The organism is Prosthecomicrobium sp. N25 (assembly GCF_037203705.1).
Lineage (GTDB): Bacteria > Pseudomonadota > Alphaproteobacteria > Rhizobiales > Ancalomicrobiaceae > Prosthecodimorpha.
On the sequence record NZ_JBBCAT010000003.1, the window covers coordinates 68,289 to 86,556 of the forward strand.

An 18,268-nucleotide genomic window follows, 5' to 3' on the forward strand; every position below is an offset into this window, starting at 1 on the left:
CTCAGTCTCCGCTCCAGGCCGGCAGCGACGGCGGGAAGGCCGCCTCGACCGGCCGGCCGGCCGGGTCGTAGGCCGCGTGCGATCCCCAGACCTTGCCGCTCGATGCCGACACGGCGGCGAGCAGCGCCTCCTCGTCCGCGACCGTGAGACGGCCGTCCTCGACCAGCACCCGCCCGTCGACCACGACGGCCTCGATCATGTCCGGCGTCGCGAGATGGACCAGCGCGCGGATCGGATCCGGGTTGACCCCGAAGGCGAGATGCCCCGTGTCGACCACCACGAGATCCGCCTTCGCGCCCGGCGCGATCCGGCCGAGATCGTCGCGCCCGAGCGCGGCCGCCCCGCCGAGGTTGCTCGCCGCGAAGACGTCGGCAGCCGGCGCTGCTTCGTAGGTCCGGTCGACCAGCTTGTTCATGATCGACGCGGTGCGCATCTCCGAGAACATGTCGAGCGGATAGGTGTCGGTCCCGAGCGCGACCCGGACCCCCGCCTTGCGGTAGCGGTCGAAGCTCTCCATCGCGACGCCCCGGCGCGAGAAGGCGACCGGCGAATGCGCCACCGTCACCCCCGCCGCGCCGAGGAGCGCGACGTCGTCGACGACCGGGAACCCGGTCAGGCTGTGACCCGCCAGATAGATGGCGTGGGCCAGGATCGTGTCCGGATCGAGCACGTCCTCATCGGCGAGGAGTTGCACCGGGGTTCGACCGGTCCGGCTCATGGTCTCGAAGAATTCGCGGTGCTGCTCGACGAAATGCATCGTGAACGGCACGCCGAGCGCCCGCGCCAGCCGCTTGCCCTCGCGCCGGAGCGCCGGCGTCGACACGTAATACTCGTCGAGCACGATCGCGCCGGACCAGAGCCCCCCGGCCAGGCCCCGTTGCTCCTCGACGAAGCGCGCCGCCGTCTCGAGCATCTCGAAGCCGCGCTTCTCGTCCATTTCGAGCGCGACGCGCCCGTCGTCCTCCAGCCAGTAGCGTCCGCCCGTGGCGATCGGCGACCAGACCAGCCGGATGCCGAAGTCCGCCGCGACGCGCAGCATGGTCTCGCCGCCGTCCGGGCCGCCCGGCCCGTAGGCCAGCACGGTCGTGACGCCGTGCCGGATCAGCGTCGCGAAGCCGTAGCGCAGCGACGCGAGCCCGTCCTGCGGCGCATAGAATCCCGGCGCGCCGGAGCGACGCGACGGCAGGAAATGCAGGAAGCCGGAGCGCAGGAACTCCCGCCGCCCCGCATCGACCAGCAGCCGCGGCCCCTCGTGGGCGCCGACATGGGCATGGGTCGAGATCTGGCCGGGGATGACGATGGCGCCGGCGGCGTCGATCCGGCGCCGCGCACGACCTTCGAAACGCCGCCCGACCGCAGAGATGCGGTCGCCCCGGACCGCGACGTAGCCGCCTTCGATCACGGCATGCCCGCCGTCCTGATAGGCGATGACGGTGCCGCCCTCGACGAGGAGGTCGTGTGGTTCCGCGCTGTCGCTGGTCATGGTCCGGTCTCCGCGATCGGGTTGCGCAGGCGCTCGCCGCGCCGCCTCAGGGCCTCCATGACGCCCATCAGCGCCACGGACACCACGAGGAGGACCACGGCGGCGGCCGTGATGGTCGGGCTGATGTTCTCGCTGACGCCGCTGAAGATTTGCCGCGGCAGGGTCCGCTGCTGCGGGCTGCCGAGGAAGAGCGCGACGACCAGCTCGTCGAAGGACGACACGAAGGCGAAGAGCGCGCCCGAGACGACGCCCGGCGCGATGATCGGCAGCGTCACGGTCCGGAACGCCCGTGCCGGCGCGGCGCCGAGGCTCGCGGCGGCGCGCACGAGATTGGGGTCGAAGGACTGCAGCGTCGCCGAGACCGTGATCACCACGAAGGGAAGCGCCAGCACGGTATGGGCGAGGATCATGCCGAGATAGGTGCCGACCAGCCCGATCGTCGCAAAGGCGTAGAAGATCGCGACCGCGAAGATCACCACCGGGACCGCCAGCGGCGTGACCAGGAGCCCGATCACGTAAGGCTTCCAGCGCGACCGGCTGCCGTGCAGACCGAGCGCCGCCAGCGTCCCGAGCGTCGTCGCGACGACCGTGACGACGAGGGCGATCACCGTGGAATTGAAGAGGGCGCCGGTCCACACCGGGTTCGTGAAGAAATCGCGGTACCACTGCGTCGACCAGCCGGGCACGGGGAAGACGAGGAGCTGGCCGGACGTGAACGAGAGCGGCAGCACCACGAAGACCGGGATCACCAGGTAGGCCAGCACCAGCCCGGTGAAGACCCGTGCGGCGAGCCGGACCAGGCGTTCGGCCGCGGGAGCGGACGCGGCGGCCATCAGCGCACCTTCAACCGTTCGAATCCGACTGCACGGCCGAGCACCGCATAGACGGCGGCGACCAGCAGCAGCAGGAAGGCGCCGAGCGCCGAGGCGAGCCCCCAGTTGACGGCCGAGTTGGTGAAGTAGGCGATGAAGTAGCCGATCATCTGGTCGCCCGGTCCGCCGACCAGCGCCGGCGTCACGTAGAAGCCGACGGCCAGCACGAACACGAGGGTGCAGCCGGCCGCGACGCCGGGTAGCGACAGGGGCAGGAAGACGGTGCGGAACACCCGGAACGGCGGCGCCCCGAGCGACGCCGCGGCGCGCAGGTGGTTCGGCGAGATCCCCTTCATCACGCTGTAGAGCGGCAGGATCATGTAGGGCAGCAGCACGTGCACCATGGCGACGAACACCCCGACGCGGTTGAAGACCAGCGCCAGTGGCTTGTCGACGAGCCCGAGCGCGATCAGCCCCTTGTTCACCAGCCCCTCGTTCTGCAGGAGGATCACCCAGGCGGTGGAGCGAACGAGCAGCGACGTCCAGAACGGGACCAGCACGAGCATGAGCAGCCAGTTGGCCGCCGCCGGCCCGGCCGAGGCCATGACGGCCGCCACCGGGTAGCCCACGATCAGGCACACCGCCGTGACGCCCAGGCTGACCACCAGCGTGCGGCCGTAGAGGTCGATGAAGATCGCCTGCTCGGGCGCGACGCGGGAGATCGAGCCGTCCGGCGCCCGCTCCAGGTCGAGCGCGCCGAGGAGATAGAAGTCCGTCACCGGCCCGCTCTGCCGCTGCAGCACCGCGAGGTAGCGCGGATCGCCCCAGCGCGCGTCGATCTCGAGGAGCGCGTCCCGCTTCGAAGGCACGCCCGCATCCGGCAGCCGCCGCACCGTCTTGGTGACGAGACCGCGGTAGCCCGGCACCGCATAGTTGAGGCGCCGGCCGATCAGTCCGACCGCCGGCGTGTCGCCGAGCCCCCGAAGGTCCTCCACGAGGGCGGCGTAGAAGGCCTCCGGCGGCCGGTCGCCCTCCGACCAGAGGGCCGCCGCCGCCGCGGTGCGCGGCAGGTAGCGGGGGATCTCCGGGTTGTCGACCGCCCGCCACAGGAACAGGCCGATGGGCAAGACCAGGAATGCGACCACGAACAGCACGCTCGGCGCCATCAACCCGGCCATGATCCACCGGTGGCGCCGCTGCGACCGCTCCACCGCACGGCCGAGCACGGCGTCGAGGGCGGCCCCCTTGCCGACACTGGCGCCGGCCTCGGCGGTTCCGGAGATGCTCATGCGATCACTGCGCCACGAAGGTCGCGAAGCGCTGACGGATCGAATCGCCGTTGTCGAGCCAGAAGTTGATGTAGAGGCTGCCCGCCTGCATCATGCCCCGGTCGGCGTATTGCCCGGGCAGGTTCTCGCGCTTCTCGGCCGACAGCAGCGGATACGCATCGGCGTTGGCCGGCGGATAGCCCATGATCTCGGCGTAGCGCGCCTGCGTCTCCGCGGTGAGCTGGTACTTGACCAGCCGGATGACGTCGTCCTTGCGCGGCGATCCCTTCATCACGCCGAGATAGATCAGCGCCGAGGTGTAGCCGGCGGGCCAGACGATCTTGAGATTGCGCTTGTTGGTCCGGTTGGCGATGTTCACCCGACCCTGCCAGGCGTAGACCATGTCGACCTCGCCGGAGAGGATGAGTTGCATGGACTCGTCGCCGCTCTTCCACCATTTGACGTGCGGCTTGATCTCGGCGAGCTTCTTGAAGGCGCGGTCGACGCCGCCCGGGCCGGCGAGTACGGCCGGGACGTCCTTGGGCGCGACGCCGTCCGCCATCAGCGCAGTCTCCAGCATCTGGTCGGGCTGATACAGCATCCCGCGCTTGCCCGGGAACTTCTGCGTGTCCCAGAAATCGGCCCAGGACTTCGGCCCGCTGTCACCCTTGTACTTGTCGGCGTCGTAGACGAGCCCGCCCGGCGAGACGAGGTAGGGCGCGCCGCACTTGCCGAAGCCGCCGATGGCCGCGAAGGGCTTCTCGTCGACATGGGATTTCCAGTCGATCTTCTCGAGGAGCCCCTCTTCGCAGCCGGCGGCCTCGTTGATCGGATTGAGGCTGACCGCGTCCCAGACGAGGTTCTTGGTCTCGACCTGGGCGCGGATCTTGGCGAGTTCCTGGTTGTAGGTGTCGACCACGATCTTGAGCCCGGTCTCCTTCATGAAGGGCTCGAAGACGGCGATCCGCTGGGCTTCCGCCGGCGCGCCGCCCTGGTTGACGACCGTGATGGTCTGCGCCGAGGCGCCCGCCGCCGACAGGACGAGCCCCGCGCCGGTGAAGAGTGCCGCGATCCGGATCCGCATGGTCCCATCTCCTCTGAAGAACGGTCGGGTTCCGGCCGGAGCGCGCGGCCGGACGCGTCGGGATCGCGCCGCGCGGGGTCGCGCGGGCGGGCGGCGGCGCGGGCCTACTGGGCCGCGAAGGTGATGAAGCGCTGCAGCAGGGCGTCGCCGTTGTTCAGCCAGAAGTCGAGGTAGAGCTGCCCGCTCTGTAGGGAGGCCTTGTCCATGTGTCCGCTCGGCAGGGTCGCGCGCTCGGCGTCGCTCATCAGCGGGTACGCCTTGGCGTTGGCGGGCGCGTAGTCGATGCGGCGTGCGAATTCGGCCTGCTGCTCCGGCGCGGAGGAGAAGCGGATGAACTCGATCGCCAGATCCTTCTTGGGCGTGCCCTTCATGACGGCGATGTACTGGCTCCCCGAGACGTGGCCGCCACCGAAGACGATCTTGAGGTTGCGCTTGTTGTTGCGGTTCGCCGCCGCGACCCGGCCGTTCCACGCGAAGGTCATGACGACCTCCCCGGTCAGGATGTTCTGCATGGATTCGTCGCCGCTCTTCCACCACTTGATGTGCGGCTTGAGCTCCCCGAGCTTCTTCAGCGCCCGTTCGACACCGCCGGGGGCGGCCAGGACCTTCATGGCGTCGGCCGGCGGCACGCCGTCGGCGATGAGTGCGATCTCGAAGGTCTGCTCGGCGCGGTAGAGCAGGCCGCGCTTGCCCGGGTACTTCTGCACGTCCCAGAAATCGGCCCAGGTCTTGGGCGCCTTGTCGGCCGGGATGACGTCGGCGTCGTACACGAGGCCGCCCGAAACGAAGTTGTTCGGCAGGCCGCACTTGCCGATGCCGCCGACGGCCTCGAAGTCCTTCGGATCGAGATACTTCGACCAGTCGATCTTTTCGAGGAGCCCCTCCTCGCAGCCCGTCGCCTCGTTGATGGCGGTGACCGAGACCACGTCCCACTGCAGGTTCTTGGTCTCCACCTGCGATCGGATCTTGGCGAGTTCCTGGTTGAAGGCGTCGTCCACGACCTTGTGCCCCGTCGCCTTGGCGAAGGGCTCGAAATAGGCCGCCTTCATGGCTGCCCCGGCGGTGCCGCCGTTGTTGGCGACCGTCAGAGTTTCGGCGCGAACCTCGGCCTGCGCGAGGAAGCCGGCCGCGAAGGCCGCGAGAGCGAATGCCATCCTGGCTGCCATGTCCGTCACTCCGTCGAATTGGTTGCGCTTTGGTCGCGACTTGTCGCAAGCAGGCGTCCTCCGCGGCGTTCCGGCCCGACGTCTCCTGCGATATCGATCCTTGATAATGCCCGGGTTCCTGTCAATACTGGACCCGATAGAGATGACATGAATCTGACGCTGGCGCGAACGAATTAGGCAGTTGCACTCAACCAAATCAGCATTGGTTGATGATTTGACTGGGGAATGGACATCCGGCGATGAACGCTGAGGCCGATCTCGACAGGCGCATCGACACCGTCCTTCAGGAAATGGTCGGTCCCGGCGGTCGTCTGCCGACCGAGCGGGCCCTCGCCGAACGCCTCGGCGCGACCCGTCACGCGGTGCGCAAGTCGCTGGCCCGGCTGGAGAACCAGGGCCGGCTCTGGCGGCATGTCGGCCGCGGCACCTTCGCGGGCGCCCGGCCGGTCGCCGATGCGAGCGACCCGGAGCGGGTCGGCCAGTACGCCAACCCGCGCGAGATCCTGGAGACCCGGCAGATCCTGGAGCGCCACATCGCGGGTCTCGCCGCCGTGCGGGCCTCGCCGGCGCAGATCGCCGCCATCGAGGAGGCGAGCCGCCGCTGCGCCGCCGCGCGCAGCATGGACCTCTACGAGATCTGGGACGAGAACTTCCACCGGGCTTTGGCCGCCGCGACCGGCAACGTCCTGCTGCAGTCGCTGTTCGAGACCGTCAACCGGGCGCGCAAGCAGGTGGTCTGGGGCAGCATGCGCCGGGCCGTTCTGCGCCCCGAGCGGCGCCAGTTCTTCTCCGACCAGCACGCCCGCATCGTGGAGGCGATCCGCCACCGCAACGCCGATGCCGCCTTCGAGGCCATGCACGCCCACATGGCGACGATCGGCGAGGTCTACGCCACCCTGGAGGCCACCCAGGCCGCCAACCGTCCCCTGATCCTCTAGGAGCGCCCCTTGCAACCTGCCCAGGCTGATCTCATCGTCCGCGGCCGCATCGCCACCATGGACGCCACGCGGCGCGTGATCGACGACGGCGCCCTCGCGGTCGTCGGCGGACGCATCGCGGCGCTCGGCCCCCATGCCGAAATCGTCAGGGACTGGACTGCCCCCAGGAGCCTCGGCGACGCCCGCTCGATCGTGCTGCCCGGCTTCATCGACGCGCACACCCACTGCAGCCAGTGCTTCGTCCGGTCGCTGACCACCGGCGAGCTGCCGATGATTCCGCGCATCTACAACCCGGCCCAGCGCTCGCTCGACGCCACTCAGGCCGGCCAGACCGTCCGCCTGATCGCCGCCCAGCTCCTGCGCTCCGGCATCACCACGCTCTGCGAGGGCACGCTCAATCCCGCCCACGAGGAGGCGATCGTCGGCGCGATCGAGGAGGTCGGCATCCGCTGCAACCTCGCCCGCGGCTGCGCCGACCAGGATTTCCATCACGCCGCCCTCTATGCCCAGGTTCGCGACCGGTCCTGGCTGAAGGCCCGCGAGGGCGAGGCGGAGATCGATCTCGCCCGCTCCGCCGCCTTCCTGGACCGCTACCCGGCCCGGGGCGACCGGCTGATCAGGGGCGCCGTCAACGCCTCCGCGCTGCTCGGCTTCTCGGAGCGCTACTTCCGGGACGGGCATGCGCTCGCCCGCGAAAGGGGCGCCACCCTGCAGGTCCATGTCGGGCGCGACCGGGAGGAGGTCGAGTTCTGCCTCGCCGTGTTCGGCCGCAGGCCCGTCGAGCGCCTCGCCGACCTCGGCGTCATCGACCGGCACCTCGTCGCCGTCCACGCCGTGCTGGCGAGCGAGACCGAGATCGAGCTCCTCGCCCGGGGCGGCGCGTCGCTCGCCCACTCCCCTGTCGAATGCGTCGCCAACCTCAACGCCATCCCGAACCTGCCGCGCTTCCGCGCCGCCGGCATCCGCGTCGCCCTCGGCTGCGACAACCAGGCCAACGACATCTTCGTCACCATGCGCGCCGCCTGGCTGATCCACGGCGCGAAATGGGGCGTCGGGGCCTACGATCCCGAGTTCCTGGCGCCCGGCGACATCATCGCCATGGCGACCTCGGAGGCTGCCGACGTCCTGTTCATGGACGACCTCGTCGGCTCGCTCGAGGTCGGCAAGGCGGCCGACATCGCGCTCCTCGACGGCAGCGGCCCGCACCTGATGGCCATGCAGCACCTGTCCAGCGAGATCCTCCGCTACGCCAGCCGCGCCGAGGTGAAGGCGACCATCGTGGCCGGCCGGGTGCTGTACGAGGACGGCGCCTTCGCGACGATCGACGTCGAGCGCCTGCGCGCCGACGCGGACGCCGGGGCCGCCCACGTCCGGGGCGTCCTGGCCGACCGGCGCTACCGCGCCCTGCCCCACTTCTGACCGGGCGCCGCCGCCGGAAGGGCGTCACGCCGAGGTCAGCGGACCGGCGCGATCCCGGGCCGGTCCAGGCCCCGACACGCGAACCCCCGAAGTCGGTCGGCATGGCCGTGCCGCCGGGGTCGTTCGGCGCCCGGGACGGCGCCCGACCGAGTGACGGTCGTCGGCGGCTCATAGGCCGTAAACGGGCTCCGCCCCTGCGATTCCGCGCAGAGTGTGCGCGCCGAGAGGTATCAGGGGAGCCTCGACCCTGAGAGCCAACGCTTCGGACAGGACGACGCGCCGCCCGAGCTTCTTGGCCAGGTCCTGCAGGCGGGCCGCCCGGTTCACGGCCGGCCCGACCACGGTGAAATCGAGCCGCCGGGGCGCGCCGACATTGCCGAAGGCCACGTCGCCGGCGTGCAGCCCCAGGGCGAAATCGAAGCGTCGTCCGGCATCCATCCGATCGACCGCCGAACCGAGGTCGCTGGCGGCCTGAATTGCGTCCGCGCAGGCACGCTCGATCGATCGGGCCGGCGTGGCCGGAAAGATGGCCAGGACGGCGTCTCCGATGAACTTCAGGACCTCGCCGTCGTGACCCGATATCGCGGTGACGGTCAGTTCGAACCAGCGGCCGAGCGCCTCGATCACCTCGGCGACCGGGCGCGATTCCGTCAGAGCCGTGAAGCCGCGCAGGTCCGCGAACCAGATCGCTGCCGTGATCGTCTCCACGCTGCCCCGCTCGATCGTGCCGCTGATGATGCGGGCCCCGCTGCGCGCGCCGACATAGGTCTCGAGCAGATCCGCCGTCAGCCGCTGCCAGACGAAGCGCTCGATCCACGGCGAAGCGCCCGCGGCAAGGGTCTGCAACCGGTCGAGGTCCGCGGACGTGAAGCCGCCGGGACGGCGCGTCGCGAACGAGAGCACGGCGGTGCGCGTTCGGTCGAGGAAGGGCAACGGCACCATGTAGTAGTCGGTCATCCCGGCGCATCGCAGCTCTTCGAGCAACGGCATGTCGGGGACCGGGCCGTCCAGCCGGCGTCTGAACGGCACACCGGTCTCGTCGACGACCCGTGTCGGGCTCAGGAAGTAGGCCGGGTTCTCGGCCAGGCCGTCGCGGACCGTCTCCGAATGCTGGACGGGAGCGTGATCGGTCCAGACGAGCATCTGCCCGCTGATCTCGGGATGCAGGAATTCGATCCCCAGGGCGGCGCGCGACAGGCCGGCCCCCTCGCGCTGCAGGTGATCGCAGAACCCGACGAAGAGCGCATCGAGGGTCTTGAACCCGGCGCCGCTTTCGGCGAGCCAGAGCATCAGCTGGTCGGTTCGCATCCACCCCTCCGCGGTGCTGCCGGTCGGAACTGGCTGCCGCAGCCGTCATATGGGGTGGAGAAGCGTCCCGACCAGCGAGCGCGGGCCAGACCGGGCCGTTGTCGCCCGCGCTTCGGCGCGCCCGCGAAGCGCCGGATGACGGCGTGCCGGTCAGGTGTTCAGCGACTGTGCGAAGGGCAGCGGTCCCAGGGAGCAGCGCTACTGCGGGCGAGGCGTCAGCGTGCCGCCGGCCTGGCGTGGGGGGAATTCGACCAGCGACTTCATGTGGTCCTCGAGCATGTCGCGGACGATGCCGCCGATGAAAGACTTGCGCATGGCGACCAGGTTGGACCGGTGTCCGTCCCGCTGCTCGAACGGATCCATCCGCAGATTGAAGATCAGCGCGCTGTCCACGTAAGGATCGAAGAAGCCGTTGCGGGTCTTGAAGTGCGTCTTCCAAGGTCCGAAACGCAAGGCCGTCATCTGGCTTTCGTTGTACATGATGACGAAATCGCGCTTGGAGGGGGTTTCGCCACGCCAGTGGGACAGATTGTCGATGCCGTCGATCTTCACTTTGTGGCTCTGCAGGAGTTGTTCGCGCACGTCTTCCACGCCAGCGGCCCGAGCGAGGGTGGTAAAGAGGTCCAGATGCGTCTGTATGCCGTTCGAGACCGTGCCGGCCCTGATGGCGGCCGGCCAGCGGATCAGCATCGGCACACGGACGCCGCCTTCCCAGGTGGTCGCCTTCTCGGATCGGAACGGCGTCGTTCCACCATCCGGCCACCAGGCCGCCATGGCGCCGTTGTCCGTCGTGAAGATGACGATGGTGTTCTCGCGGATGCCGAGGTCGTCGACCTTCTTCAGGATGGCCTCGACCTGGCGATCGAGTTCGATCATGCCCGAACCGTAGACGTCGTCGCCCGACGAGTAGGGCTGTGCGAGCAGCCGGCTCTCCGGCCGAAGAAACGTGTAGATGTGCATGCGCGAGGGCGCGTGCCAGATGAAGAAGGGCTCGCGCGCCCTCGCAGCCTCGTCCATGAACCGCAGCGACCTGTCCAGGAACTCGTCGTCCACGGTCTCCATGCGCTTGCGGGTCAAGGCTCCGGTGTCGATGCAACTCTGCTTGCCCCAGGGACCGAACCGCGGATCGGCCGGCGCGGGATTGTCGTTCGCGGTCGCCACGCAGTCGAGCACTCCGCGCGGACGCCAGCGTGCGTTGAAGGCCGGGTCCTTCGGCCAGTCCGCATCCTCGGGCTCGTCCTCCGTATTGAGGTGGTAGAGGTTGCCGAAGAACTGGTCGAAGCCGTGGACGGTCGGAAGATGCGGGTTCCGGTCCCCCAGGTGATTCTTGCCGAACTGACCGGTCCGGTAGCCCAGCCGCTTGAGGACCTCCGCCAGGGTCGGATCACGGGGGTCCAACCCGATCGGCGAACCGGGCCCGCCGACGGTCGTCAGCCCGGTGCGGATCGGCATCTGGCCGGTGATGAAGGCCGCGCGGCCGGGCGTGCAGGTCGGCTCCGCGTAATGGTCGGTGAAGAGCATTCCCTCCTTGGCAAGGCGATCGATGTTCGGCGTCGGGACCATCATGCCGTGAGAATAGGCCCCGACGTTGGTGATGCCCACGTCGTCCGCCATGATCACGATGATGTTCGGGCGACCGTCGGCCGGAGCCGGCTGTTGGGCCGCGGCCGGGCCGATGAGGCACAGGCCGGCCGCGAAGACCGCGAGGATGTGGCGCATGAACGGCATCTCCGATTGGCGAGGGACGGTGGACCGCGCCGCGCGATGAAGACCGCGGCGCAAAGGCTGGGCTACGGGAGACGGGAGACGGGCCGGCAGGGCCTCGGCGACCACGGGGCCGAAGGGCGTGACCGGTGCCGGGCTCGGAGCGAAGGATCCGCAGCAACTCATGGGTGCCGCTCCATCAGAAGCGCGCCGACAGCAGGAGCCCGGCGCCGTACCAGGTCTTTGCGTTCACCCCCGGAAGAGAGGAGATGCCCGCGCCGGGCCGGGCTGCGGACGCCCAGACTCCGGTGGCGATTGCCGGGGACCAGAGATGGGTCCACTCTCCGTAGAGTTCGCTGGCGAGATGCCGCTTCTGCACCCCCGTCGCGATGGTGAGCCCGCCGGACCCGAACGAGGGCCGTGCCCCCTGTCCGAACTGGATCGGGCTGTTCAACTCATCCGCATAGGAGAGGATGTACTGGGCCTTGAAGAAGTCTCGTTCGGTCAGGACCAGGTTCAGCGCGAGCCGGTGGTGACGCACGTTCGAGTTCAGGAACGCGTAGGCGCCGTTTGCGCCGAACCACCAGTTGTCCAGACCATTGCCATAGTAGAGAGGGTCGAACCGTTCGTAGCCGCGCGTGCGCGGGTCGTCGCCGCTGAACGAGGCGTAGCCGTAGGACAGCGCCGGCAGGAAAGGCAGGCCGGTGAACCGGTAGCCGATCTCCCCGTAGATCGCCTGCGCCTTCATGGCGATGCGGTCGTTGTCCTCCCGCGCGTATTCGGCGCGGATCCACCCGCCGGGCAGTCCGAAATCCTTGCCTTCCAGCCGCCCGAACACCTGCCAGGCCCGGAGGCCGTCACGCCCGTCCGGGATCAGAAGCGGCAGGGTCGGCAGGGGATAGACCTGGCGCGATTGCAGGACCTTGATCACCGCGCCGCCGACGCGCGATCCCGTCCCCCAGCCGTATTCGACGACGGCAGTGGCAAGCTTCGTCCGCGTATCGTTGGAGGAGAGTTCGTCGGGGTCGAGAAACGCGCCTTCGACCTTCAACCCGCCGACGCTCACCCGGGCGACCGTCGCGTTCGCCCAGGCGGTCCGGGGAAGGAGGTTCCCGTCGCCGCGTTCGAAGCCGTTCCCGCCACCCTGCCAGATCAGCATCCCGGTCCCGATGCCGTAGTCCCGGCGGCCCGTGGAGAGATCGATGTTGAGGCTGTCGGCCGGATTGGTCGTGCGCAGGCCCGCAAAGGCGTTCTCGATGCGTAGCGTGCCTTTGTTGCGCTGGTCGAAGGCATCGGTCCCTAGGGTCTGGGACCAGCCGGCACTCAGTCCGCCGTAGAGTTCCACGGCGGGTCCGACCCGGAATACGACGTCGACCCCCGGCTCGAGCCACAGCTCCGCCCAGGTCCGCCTCTCCCTGAAGCGCGCCGGGCCGAGTGCGGCGAGGCCGTACCAGGTCCCCGCATAGCCGAACCCGCCCGCGAGCGCCTCGAGCCGAGCCTTCACACGCCAGGTCCCGTCGTCGACGATGACGAGGGGATCCGGTGCGGGCGCCGCCGGGGTCGCCGGCGGCTCGCCCGCGTATGCAGCCGGAATGATTGCCGCGCAGGAGAGGAGGGGAAGCAGCCAAGCGTGCCGTGCCATTCCTGCCTCCTCGGAACAAGGTCATGGAACTGGTCAGGAATGCGGTGCCCGGCCGAATCCGGATGGCCCGCCTTCACGATGCCGTCGTGCCGGGCTCCGCCCGGACCGCCGAGTTCGTCGGTCGACCCGCGAGCGGAGGACCGGGATGCCGGCGCCTGCCCGCCGGCAGGGCCTGCACGGGTGCCGAAACGCCGAGGCCGCGAAACGGGACGGAAAGCCTCGGCCGCCCTATTCCGATACCGGCATGACGTCGATGCAGCTCCCGCATTCCCGAACTGCCATTCGGCCGCGTCCGCAACCGAGCGACCGAGGCTTGTCACATTCTTGTATTTTGATCATTTGACATACCGAATGTTGAAAGGCCTGATAAGTGACGGGCTGGCCAAAATGAGCGAACCATGACGAAACATGAACTGCGCGATTCCCGGGAGTCTTTGCCATCCACTCCTGCGCGACAGGTCTTCGAGTTTTCACCTAAGGCATTGTTTCTCAAAAACTACGAACAGGCTCAGTACCATTTCGTCCAGTTTGTCTCGGAGCATCTGGCAGATTGTTCGCGCGAGTTCGACGGCGATCTGCAGGAGATGCTCGTACTCGCGATCGTCGGGCAAGTGACGCTCAATTGGCGCTTGGCCAACGCACCTGAACCCGTCGCCCCCCCGAGTATCACCGCATCGCGGCTCGCCGACGTCACGGGTATTCCGCGCCAGACTGTGAGAAGGAAACTACTCAGCTTGCAGCGTCGTGGCTGGGTAGAGCAGCATGAACGAGCGTGGCGGCTTGCGATGAAAGACGGCATCACGCCCGCTTCAAAGGATCTGGCAGCGCTCAATGGCCGCGGAATCGATCGGGCCTCGCGACTGCTGTCTGCATTTCATCGACTTCGACTGGATGATCGGTCGGCTTGAATCCAAGCAGGCGGGTCGGGCGCTGCCCCTGGACCATCCCCGGCCGCCGTTCGACATCGCCAAGAACCCGAACAGGGCCCTTCGGCCCGCGGAGGACCGAGTTCCTCGGCAGGCACCACGGGCGGCGCCCTGCGAGGAGCGCCCGCCGCGATGTCTCGCCCCTCCGCTCGCGAGGGGGCGGTTCAACGGATTCGCGACGCAGGCCCCCGCCGGGCTGTCCGGCCTGATCAGCCGACGTGGCGGCGCCCACTCCAAGGGGTCAGGCTAGCGGTGATGTCCACCGCCGCCACCGCCACCGCCTCCACCGCCCCGACCGCCTCCGCCCCCGAAGCCGCCACCTCCGCCACCCCGATACCACTGGGTGCCGCCACCTCCGCCACCCCGATAGAACTGGGCGCCGCCGCCACCCCAGCGGTTGCCGCCGCCACCCTGCCAGCCCGGAGAATGACCGCCCGGCTTGCCGCCGTGCCAGCCCGGGGGAGGACCGCCTGGATGGCCGCCATGGCCGCCATGCCCGCCGTGGCCGTGATGGTTGTTGTGATGGTGTTTGGGGTAGCGGTAGGGGCGGCCCCAGTACCACGGATACCCGTAGTAGGGCCCGCCATAGTAGCCGCCGTAGTACCCGTCCCCATACCCGTAGTCGTATTCCTGGTCTTCCCCGCAAGCATCCGGATGATAGTGCCATCCGTAGGACCGGCTCCAAGCCCGTCCGCAGTGATACCCGTGGACGAGCTGGACCACGGCCTCGTCCGGCCGTTCGTACCCGAGGATAGTCCTTGTGCCAGAGAGTGGCAGCGCCCCCGCACCCGTCGGGAACGCCAACATGCCGCTCAAAACCACCGTCAGTGCAGTCGAGCTCTGTGCAGTTCTCATTTTACGAACTCCGTACCACGGGATGGGCGCGAAATACCTGATACAGTCCCACGGTTGCGCCCAAGCATTCCGTCCCCCAATGCCGAATATTGACTCGAACCCAATGTCTGCAAATAAGGACCATTACGAATTCGAAGAATCTTGTTCGAAAATAGGGCTTGGTGGTACATGCCATATTCCGCCTCGGGGCGGTTTTCATGCGGACAACGGCGAACTATTCAGGCCGGAACAAGAACCCACCGAGTTCGTCGTGGACCTCAGACCGGATCCACGAAGGGCCGATCTTTCGATCCGCCATGGCCGGACTCGTCCGGGCGATGGCGAGGACACGGTCGCGCGGATCCCCATCCCATGTGATCCGAGGGTCTTCAGGCCCCGGGGCCAAGACGTTGGACATGGCGAGGGCTCCGGTGTGCTCCCCGCAGCGTCGGCCCCCAGCGCCGACGGCCTCCGGGGTGCCATGACTGCGGGCCGGCAAGGCAAGTAGCTTCGGGCGAAAGTGGTCGGCGCGCCGAGGATGACGCATGACCCAGATCAAGGCAAAGCTCGGAGTACTGGAATATCAGAAACTCTTGGGTAGCTTAGAGCGTCGCCATGTCCCGGGTTGGCTTGATATCGTTCCGATCCATGAAGCCATTTCGAAACCGACCGGCGGCAAGCAATCAGGATGCGCGAGGGCGAGGATCCCAAACTTGCGCACCATCCCTGAAGGTCATTGGTCAGAGTCGGAGGAATGCCATGTCAAGTCTGCGTGTCGGTCTGGTCGCGCTCGTCAGCGCGGTCCTCAGCCTTCCCACCTCACCCGCGATGGCGATCGGCGGGCTCGGAGCGCTCAAGAACCACGCGGTCGAAGGCCAGGTGGAGCAGGTTCGCGCAGGTGGTGGTGCCGTGCGCCGCCCAGCCGGCGGCGGCGCAAACCGCGGCGGCAGCGTCAACCGCGGCGGCAACGTGAACCGCAACGCCAACGTGAACCGTAATGCGAACGTGAATCGCAACGCGAACGTGAACCGCAACACCAACGTGAATCGCAATGCGAACGTGAATCGCAACACCAACGTGAACCGCAAGACGAACGTCAACGTGCATCACGGCAACGTCAACGTGAAGGTCAAGGGCGGATACTACCGCCCCTGGGTCCGTCGGCCGTACTACGGAACGGTCGTGGCCGGCGTTGCGCTCGGCACGGTCATCGGGGTGGCGGCGGTCGGCACGGTACCGGTCGCACCGGCTCCGAACCTGTGCTGGTACTGGTCGGACAACAGCCAGGTGAATGGCTATTGGGATTACTGCCAGTAAGGCTCGGGAAATCTGGCTGTGAACGCGTTCGGGGTCAGGTCGGTGGCCGGCCCCGAACGTCTGCCTCGGTCGAACGGGGTTCGCCCGCCGGCCGGACAGGGCAATGCGGCGTGTGACGCCGTCCGTCATCGCAGGGGACACCTGAAGCACCTGCCGCCGGCGACGCCGAGGCTCCGGCCGCTGGCCGGCTCTTCGGCCGACATCGGCGTCGCCCGCATCGGGCCGCATCCAAGCAGCGCGCCGGGTGGTCGTCTCCAGACCGCACCTGCGCCGTCGCGGACGGCCCCCGTAGCTGAAGTGCGCAGGCCGCGAAACGGCGCTCAAGGCGGCCCGGAGCCCCGGGCCGCGCCGTCATGCCGGTGATAGGCGCCCGGGAAACCGCGGGCCGTCAGATCCCGAGCTTCGCAGCGGTGTCCTCGTCGAGTTCGCCGGTGGCCTGGAGGCCGTTCCGGGCCTGGAAGTCGCGCAGCGCCTGGTCCGTGCCCGGGCCGAAGATGCCGTCCACGCTGATGTCCATGCCGTCGCGCACGAGAGCCTCCTGCAGGGCCCGGACCCGGCTGCCGCGCATGCGCGGCGAGGCGAGCCTCAGCGACCCGGGCCCCGTCGACACGCCGTCTCCCCCCGAGGCTCCCTCGTCGGAGACGATTTCGTAGACCCGGTCGTCATCGAGATAGGTCGCCCTGTAGAGGACGTCGCCGCACATGTAGAGGGACTCGCCCTGATAGCTGTTCGTCGCGCAGTCGACACTGTCGGGAAGCGTATCGACGAAGGCGAGCGAGGCTCCCGCGACCGCTCCCGTGAAGTACCAGCCCCAGGCCGGATACCAGTGATAGTCCCCCCAGTGCCAATGGGGCGGGCGGGGATAGGGCGGCCGGGCAGCCGGAGGCCGCCAACCGGGCGGCCTCGAGCCCGGCGGGCGCCACCCCGGCGGACGGGCACCAGGCTGGAGCGGCGGCCGGTTACCCACGCCGGGCGGCCTTCCGCCGGCTCCGGGGGCGTTGGCGATCGGGGGCGTGGGCTTGACGCCGGGACGCTGGCCGTCACCGGGCCGCTGGCCGGCACCGGGCTTCTGGCCTGCGCCGGGCCGCTGGCCGGCACCCGGCTTCTGGCCGGCACCTGGCCGCTGGCCGGACGGCGGGCGCGAGGCTGCCGGCGGCTTGGAGGGACGGGTCGCGGCGGCAGGCGGGCGGCCGCCGCCGCCCCCGCCGTAGACCGGTCGCGGCCCGTAGCCTCCGCCGTGGAACCCACCCCCGTATCCACCACCGTATCCGCCGCCGAATCCGCCGCGGCCACCGCCGCCCCCGAAACCGCCGCCGCCGCCGCGACCGCCGCCGCCGCCTCCGCGCGCCTCCGCGCTCCCGATCGCTCCGCCCCCGGACGGCAGGTCCGGCATCGAGCCGTAGGCGATGAGGCCGGCCGCGATGGTGGCAAGGATTTTCCGCATGGTTCTCTCCTTGCTCACTGGGCGGGCTTCGGTTCGGGCGACGGGGCTCCCGCGGGCGCCGCTGTCGCCGGCTTCGTCGACTGTCCGCCGCCGGCCACCGCAAGGCGCATGAAGTCCGCGGGCGGGCTGAACCGGAACCGGGCCGGGTCGACCGCCGGAGCATCGTTCCATTCGCTGAGGTAGGCCCGATAGACAGGCGCCCCGCGCTTCGCGCGCTCGACCCCGACGATCATCAGCGGCACCGGCCGCGCCTCGTCGGTCGAGATCCAGACCTGCCAGTCCTCGTCCGCGCCGCGGAAGCTCAGGTGATGGACCTCCCGGCCGGTGATCAGGGTCGTGCCGTGATACGCGGCGTCCTTCACGCCCTCGAGGAGCCGGTCGGGAAGCTTCTCGCTGAGGATGGACCAGAGCGGCAGCACCGTGCCCGTCTTGTCCCGGATGGCCTCCACGAGCGCGTCGTAGCCGCCGCCGAAGGGCACGCTCACATAGAACTTCTCGTCCGGCGCCGCGACCGCGAAGGTCGCCCCGTCGTAGAAGTAGTCCCGCCGGGCGCCCTCCCGCTCCGCCTTCACGAAGAAGCCGTCCTTGCGCGAGAAGAGGGTCTCTCCGCTCCTGATGGACGTGATCTTCCGGCCGTTGTCGGCGGACTGGTCGTAGGTGACGAACCAGCGGAAGGACAGGGCCGGCCGCCCTGCGAGGTAGCGGGCGGATTTCAGGGCGAGGTCCCGGGCCGAGGGCTCCGGCGCCCCGTCCTGCGCGCGCGCCGGAAGGACCGCGAAGGCGGCGGCGAGCGCGACGGACAGAAGCTGGACGCGAACGTTCATGGTGCTCTCCACCCCTTCGGATCGGCATCGGCCGCAGGTCCGGAGCGGCGGCGCAGGCCACCTCGGCAGCCCCGATCACCGGGCCGACCGGCCCTTCGA

Annotated in this window: 15 protein-coding genes; 4 read left to right on the top strand and 11 right to left on the bottom strand. The window is 69.1% G+C overall.

What is annotated here, in order from left to right; genetic code table 11:
• Position 1: 1 nt before the first annotated feature.
• The 5 genes from WBG79_RS19435 to WBG79_RS19455 form a co-directional block, all read right to left on the bottom strand.
• On the bottom strand, positions 2–1,483 hold the full coding sequence (locus tag WBG79_RS19435) for an amidohydrolase family protein (RefSeq protein ID WP_337358872.1): 1,482 nt from the start codon (positions 1,481–1,483) through the stop codon (positions 2–4).
• Positions 1,480–2,316 (bottom strand): ABC transporter permease, encoded by an 837-nt coding sequence (locus tag WBG79_RS19440; RefSeq protein ID WP_337358873.1) that lies wholly within the window; start codon positions 2,314–2,316, stop codon positions 1,480–1,482. Before WBG79_RS19440 ends, WBG79_RS19435 begins: the two co-directional genes overlap by 4 nt.
• Complete coding sequence (locus WBG79_RS19445; protein WP_337358874.1) at positions 2,316–3,584, bottom strand: ABC transporter permease; 1,269 nt, start codon at positions 3,582–3,584, stop codon at positions 2,316–2,318. The genes WBG79_RS19440 and WBG79_RS19445 overlap by 1 nt, the downstream gene beginning before the upstream one ends.
• A 4-nt stretch (positions 3,585–3,588) precedes the next feature.
• A complete protein-coding gene (locus tag WBG79_RS19450; RefSeq protein ID WP_337358875.1) occupies positions 3,589–4,647 on the bottom strand; it encodes an ABC transporter substrate-binding protein in 1,059 nt (352 codons plus the stop codon).
• Positions 4,648–4,751: 104 nt separating this feature from the next.
• Positions 4,752–5,813, bottom strand: coding sequence for an ABC transporter substrate-binding protein (locus WBG79_RS19455; RefSeq protein ID WP_337358876.1), 1,062 nt, complete (start codon positions 5,811–5,813; stop codon positions 4,752–4,754).
• A 239-nt stretch (positions 5,814–6,052) separates the two neighbouring features.
• Between WBG79_RS19455 and WBG79_RS19460 the strand changes: the two genes are divergently transcribed.
• On the top strand, positions 6,053–6,751 hold the full coding sequence (locus WBG79_RS19460) for a FadR/GntR family transcriptional regulator (RefSeq protein ID WP_337358877.1): 699 nt from the start codon (positions 6,053–6,055) through the stop codon (positions 6,749–6,751).
• 9 nt (positions 6,752–6,760) lie between these two features.
• On the top strand, positions 6,761–8,170 hold the full coding sequence (locus tag WBG79_RS19465) for an amidohydrolase family protein (protein WP_337358878.1): 1,410 nt from the start codon (positions 6,761–6,763) through the stop codon (positions 8,168–8,170).
• Positions 8,171–8,338: 168 nt separating this feature from the next.
• Here the strand turns inward: WBG79_RS19465 and WBG79_RS19470 are convergent, their stop codons facing one another.
• From WBG79_RS19470 to WBG79_RS19480, 3 genes are all read right to left on the bottom strand, one after another.
• Positions 8,339–9,478 carry an adenylate/guanylate cyclase domain-containing protein gene (locus tag WBG79_RS19470; RefSeq protein WP_337358879.1) on the bottom strand — a complete coding sequence of 380 codons (1,140 nt, stop codon included), beginning with the start codon at positions 9,476–9,478 and terminating at the stop codon, positions 8,339–8,341.
• A gap of 198 nt (positions 9,479–9,676) precedes the next feature.
• Entirely contained in the window at positions 9,677–11,197 is a 1,521-nt protein-coding gene (locus tag WBG79_RS19475; RefSeq protein ID WP_337358880.1) for an arylsulfatase, read from the bottom strand.
• A gap of 184 nt (positions 11,198–11,381) precedes the next feature.
• On the bottom strand, positions 11,382–12,824 hold the full coding sequence (locus tag WBG79_RS19480) for a hypothetical protein (protein WP_337358881.1): 1,443 nt from the start codon (positions 12,822–12,824) through the stop codon (positions 11,382–11,384).
• A gap of 398 nt (positions 12,825–13,222) precedes the next feature.
• On the opposite strand from WBG79_RS19480, the gene WBG79_RS19485 reads away from it, so the two are divergent.
• Positions 13,223–13,732: a helix-turn-helix domain-containing protein gene (locus WBG79_RS19485; protein WP_337358882.1), complete on the top strand. Its 510-nt coding sequence runs from the start codon at positions 13,223–13,225 to the stop codon at positions 13,730–13,732.
• A 227-nt stretch (positions 13,733–13,959) separates the two neighbouring features.
• On the opposite strand, the gene WBG79_RS19490 is transcribed toward WBG79_RS19485, so the two are convergent.
• Entirely contained in the window at positions 13,960–14,103 is a 144-nt protein-coding gene (locus tag WBG79_RS19490; protein WP_337358883.1) for a hypothetical protein, read from the bottom strand.
• Positions 14,104–15,343: 1,240 nt separating this feature from the next.
• Between WBG79_RS19490 and WBG79_RS19495 the strand changes: the two genes are divergently transcribed.
• Positions 15,344–15,901 carry a hypothetical protein gene (locus WBG79_RS19495; protein WP_337358884.1) on the top strand — a complete coding sequence of 186 codons (558 nt, stop codon included), beginning with the start codon at positions 15,344–15,346 and terminating at the stop codon, positions 15,899–15,901.
• Positions 15,902–16,289: 388 nt separating this feature from the next.
• On the opposite strand, the gene WBG79_RS19500 is transcribed toward WBG79_RS19495, so the two are convergent.
• Together WBG79_RS19500 and WBG79_RS19505 are read right to left on the bottom strand one after the other, a co-directional pair.
• Positions 16,290–17,345, bottom strand: a complete 1,056-nt coding sequence (locus WBG79_RS19500) for a peptidoglycan-binding protein (RefSeq protein WP_337358885.1) — start codon at positions 17,343–17,345, stop codon at positions 16,290–16,292.
• A 14-nt stretch (positions 17,346–17,359) separates the two neighbouring features.
• Complete coding sequence (locus WBG79_RS19505) at positions 17,360–18,169, bottom strand: DUF2092 domain-containing protein (RefSeq protein WP_337358886.1); 810 nt, start codon at positions 18,167–18,169, stop codon at positions 17,360–17,362.
• Positions 18,170–18,268 lie beyond the last annotated feature (99 nt).

Bases quoted from the DNA above. Each gene is read 5' to 3' on its own strand.
- WBG79_RS19495 (WP_337358884.1), top strand. From the start codon at position 15,344: ATGTCAAGTCTGCGTGTCGGTCTGGTCGCGCTCGTCAGCGCGGTCCTC.
- WBG79_RS19500 (WP_337358885.1), bottom strand. From the start codon at position 17,345: ATGCGGAAAATCCTTGCCACCATCGCGGCCGGCCTCATCGCCTACGGC.
- WBG79_RS19475 (WP_337358880.1), bottom strand. From the start codon at position 11,197: ATGCGCCACATCCTCGCGGTCTTCGCGGCCGGCCTGTGCCTCATCGGC.
- WBG79_RS19455 (WP_337358876.1), bottom strand. From the start codon at position 5,813: ATGGCAGCCAGGATGGCATTCGCTCTCGCGGCCTTCGCGGCCGGCTTC.
- WBG79_RS19445 (WP_337358874.1), bottom strand. From the start codon at position 3,584: ATGAGCATCTCCGGAACCGCCGAGGCCGGCGCCAGTGTCGGCAAGGGG.
- WBG79_RS19450 (WP_337358875.1), bottom strand. From the start codon at position 4,647: ATGCGGATCCGGATCGCGGCACTCTTCACCGGCGCGGGGCTCGTCCTG.
- WBG79_RS19460 (WP_337358877.1), top strand. From the start codon at position 6,053: ATGAACGCTGAGGCCGATCTCGACAGGCGCATCGACACCGTCCTTCAG.
- WBG79_RS19435 (WP_337358872.1), bottom strand. From the start codon at position 1,483: ATGACCAGCGACAGCGCGGAACCACACGACCTCCTCGTCGAGGGCGGC.
- WBG79_RS19470 (WP_337358879.1), bottom strand. From the start codon at position 9,478: ATGCGAACCGACCAGCTGATGCTCTGGCTCGCCGAAAGCGGCGCCGGG.
- WBG79_RS19505 (WP_337358886.1), bottom strand. From the start codon at position 18,169: ATGAACGTTCGCGTCCAGCTTCTGTCCGTCGCGCTCGCCGCCGCCTTC.
- WBG79_RS19485 (WP_337358882.1), top strand. From the start codon at position 13,223: ATGACGAAACATGAACTGCGCGATTCCCGGGAGTCTTTGCCATCCACT.
- WBG79_RS19440 (WP_337358873.1), bottom strand. From the start codon at position 2,316: ATGGCCGCCGCGTCCGCTCCCGCGGCCGAACGCCTGGTCCGGCTCGCC.
- WBG79_RS19480 (WP_337358881.1), bottom strand. From the start codon at position 12,824: ATGGCACGGCACGCTTGGCTGCTTCCCCTCCTCTCCTGCGCGGCAATC.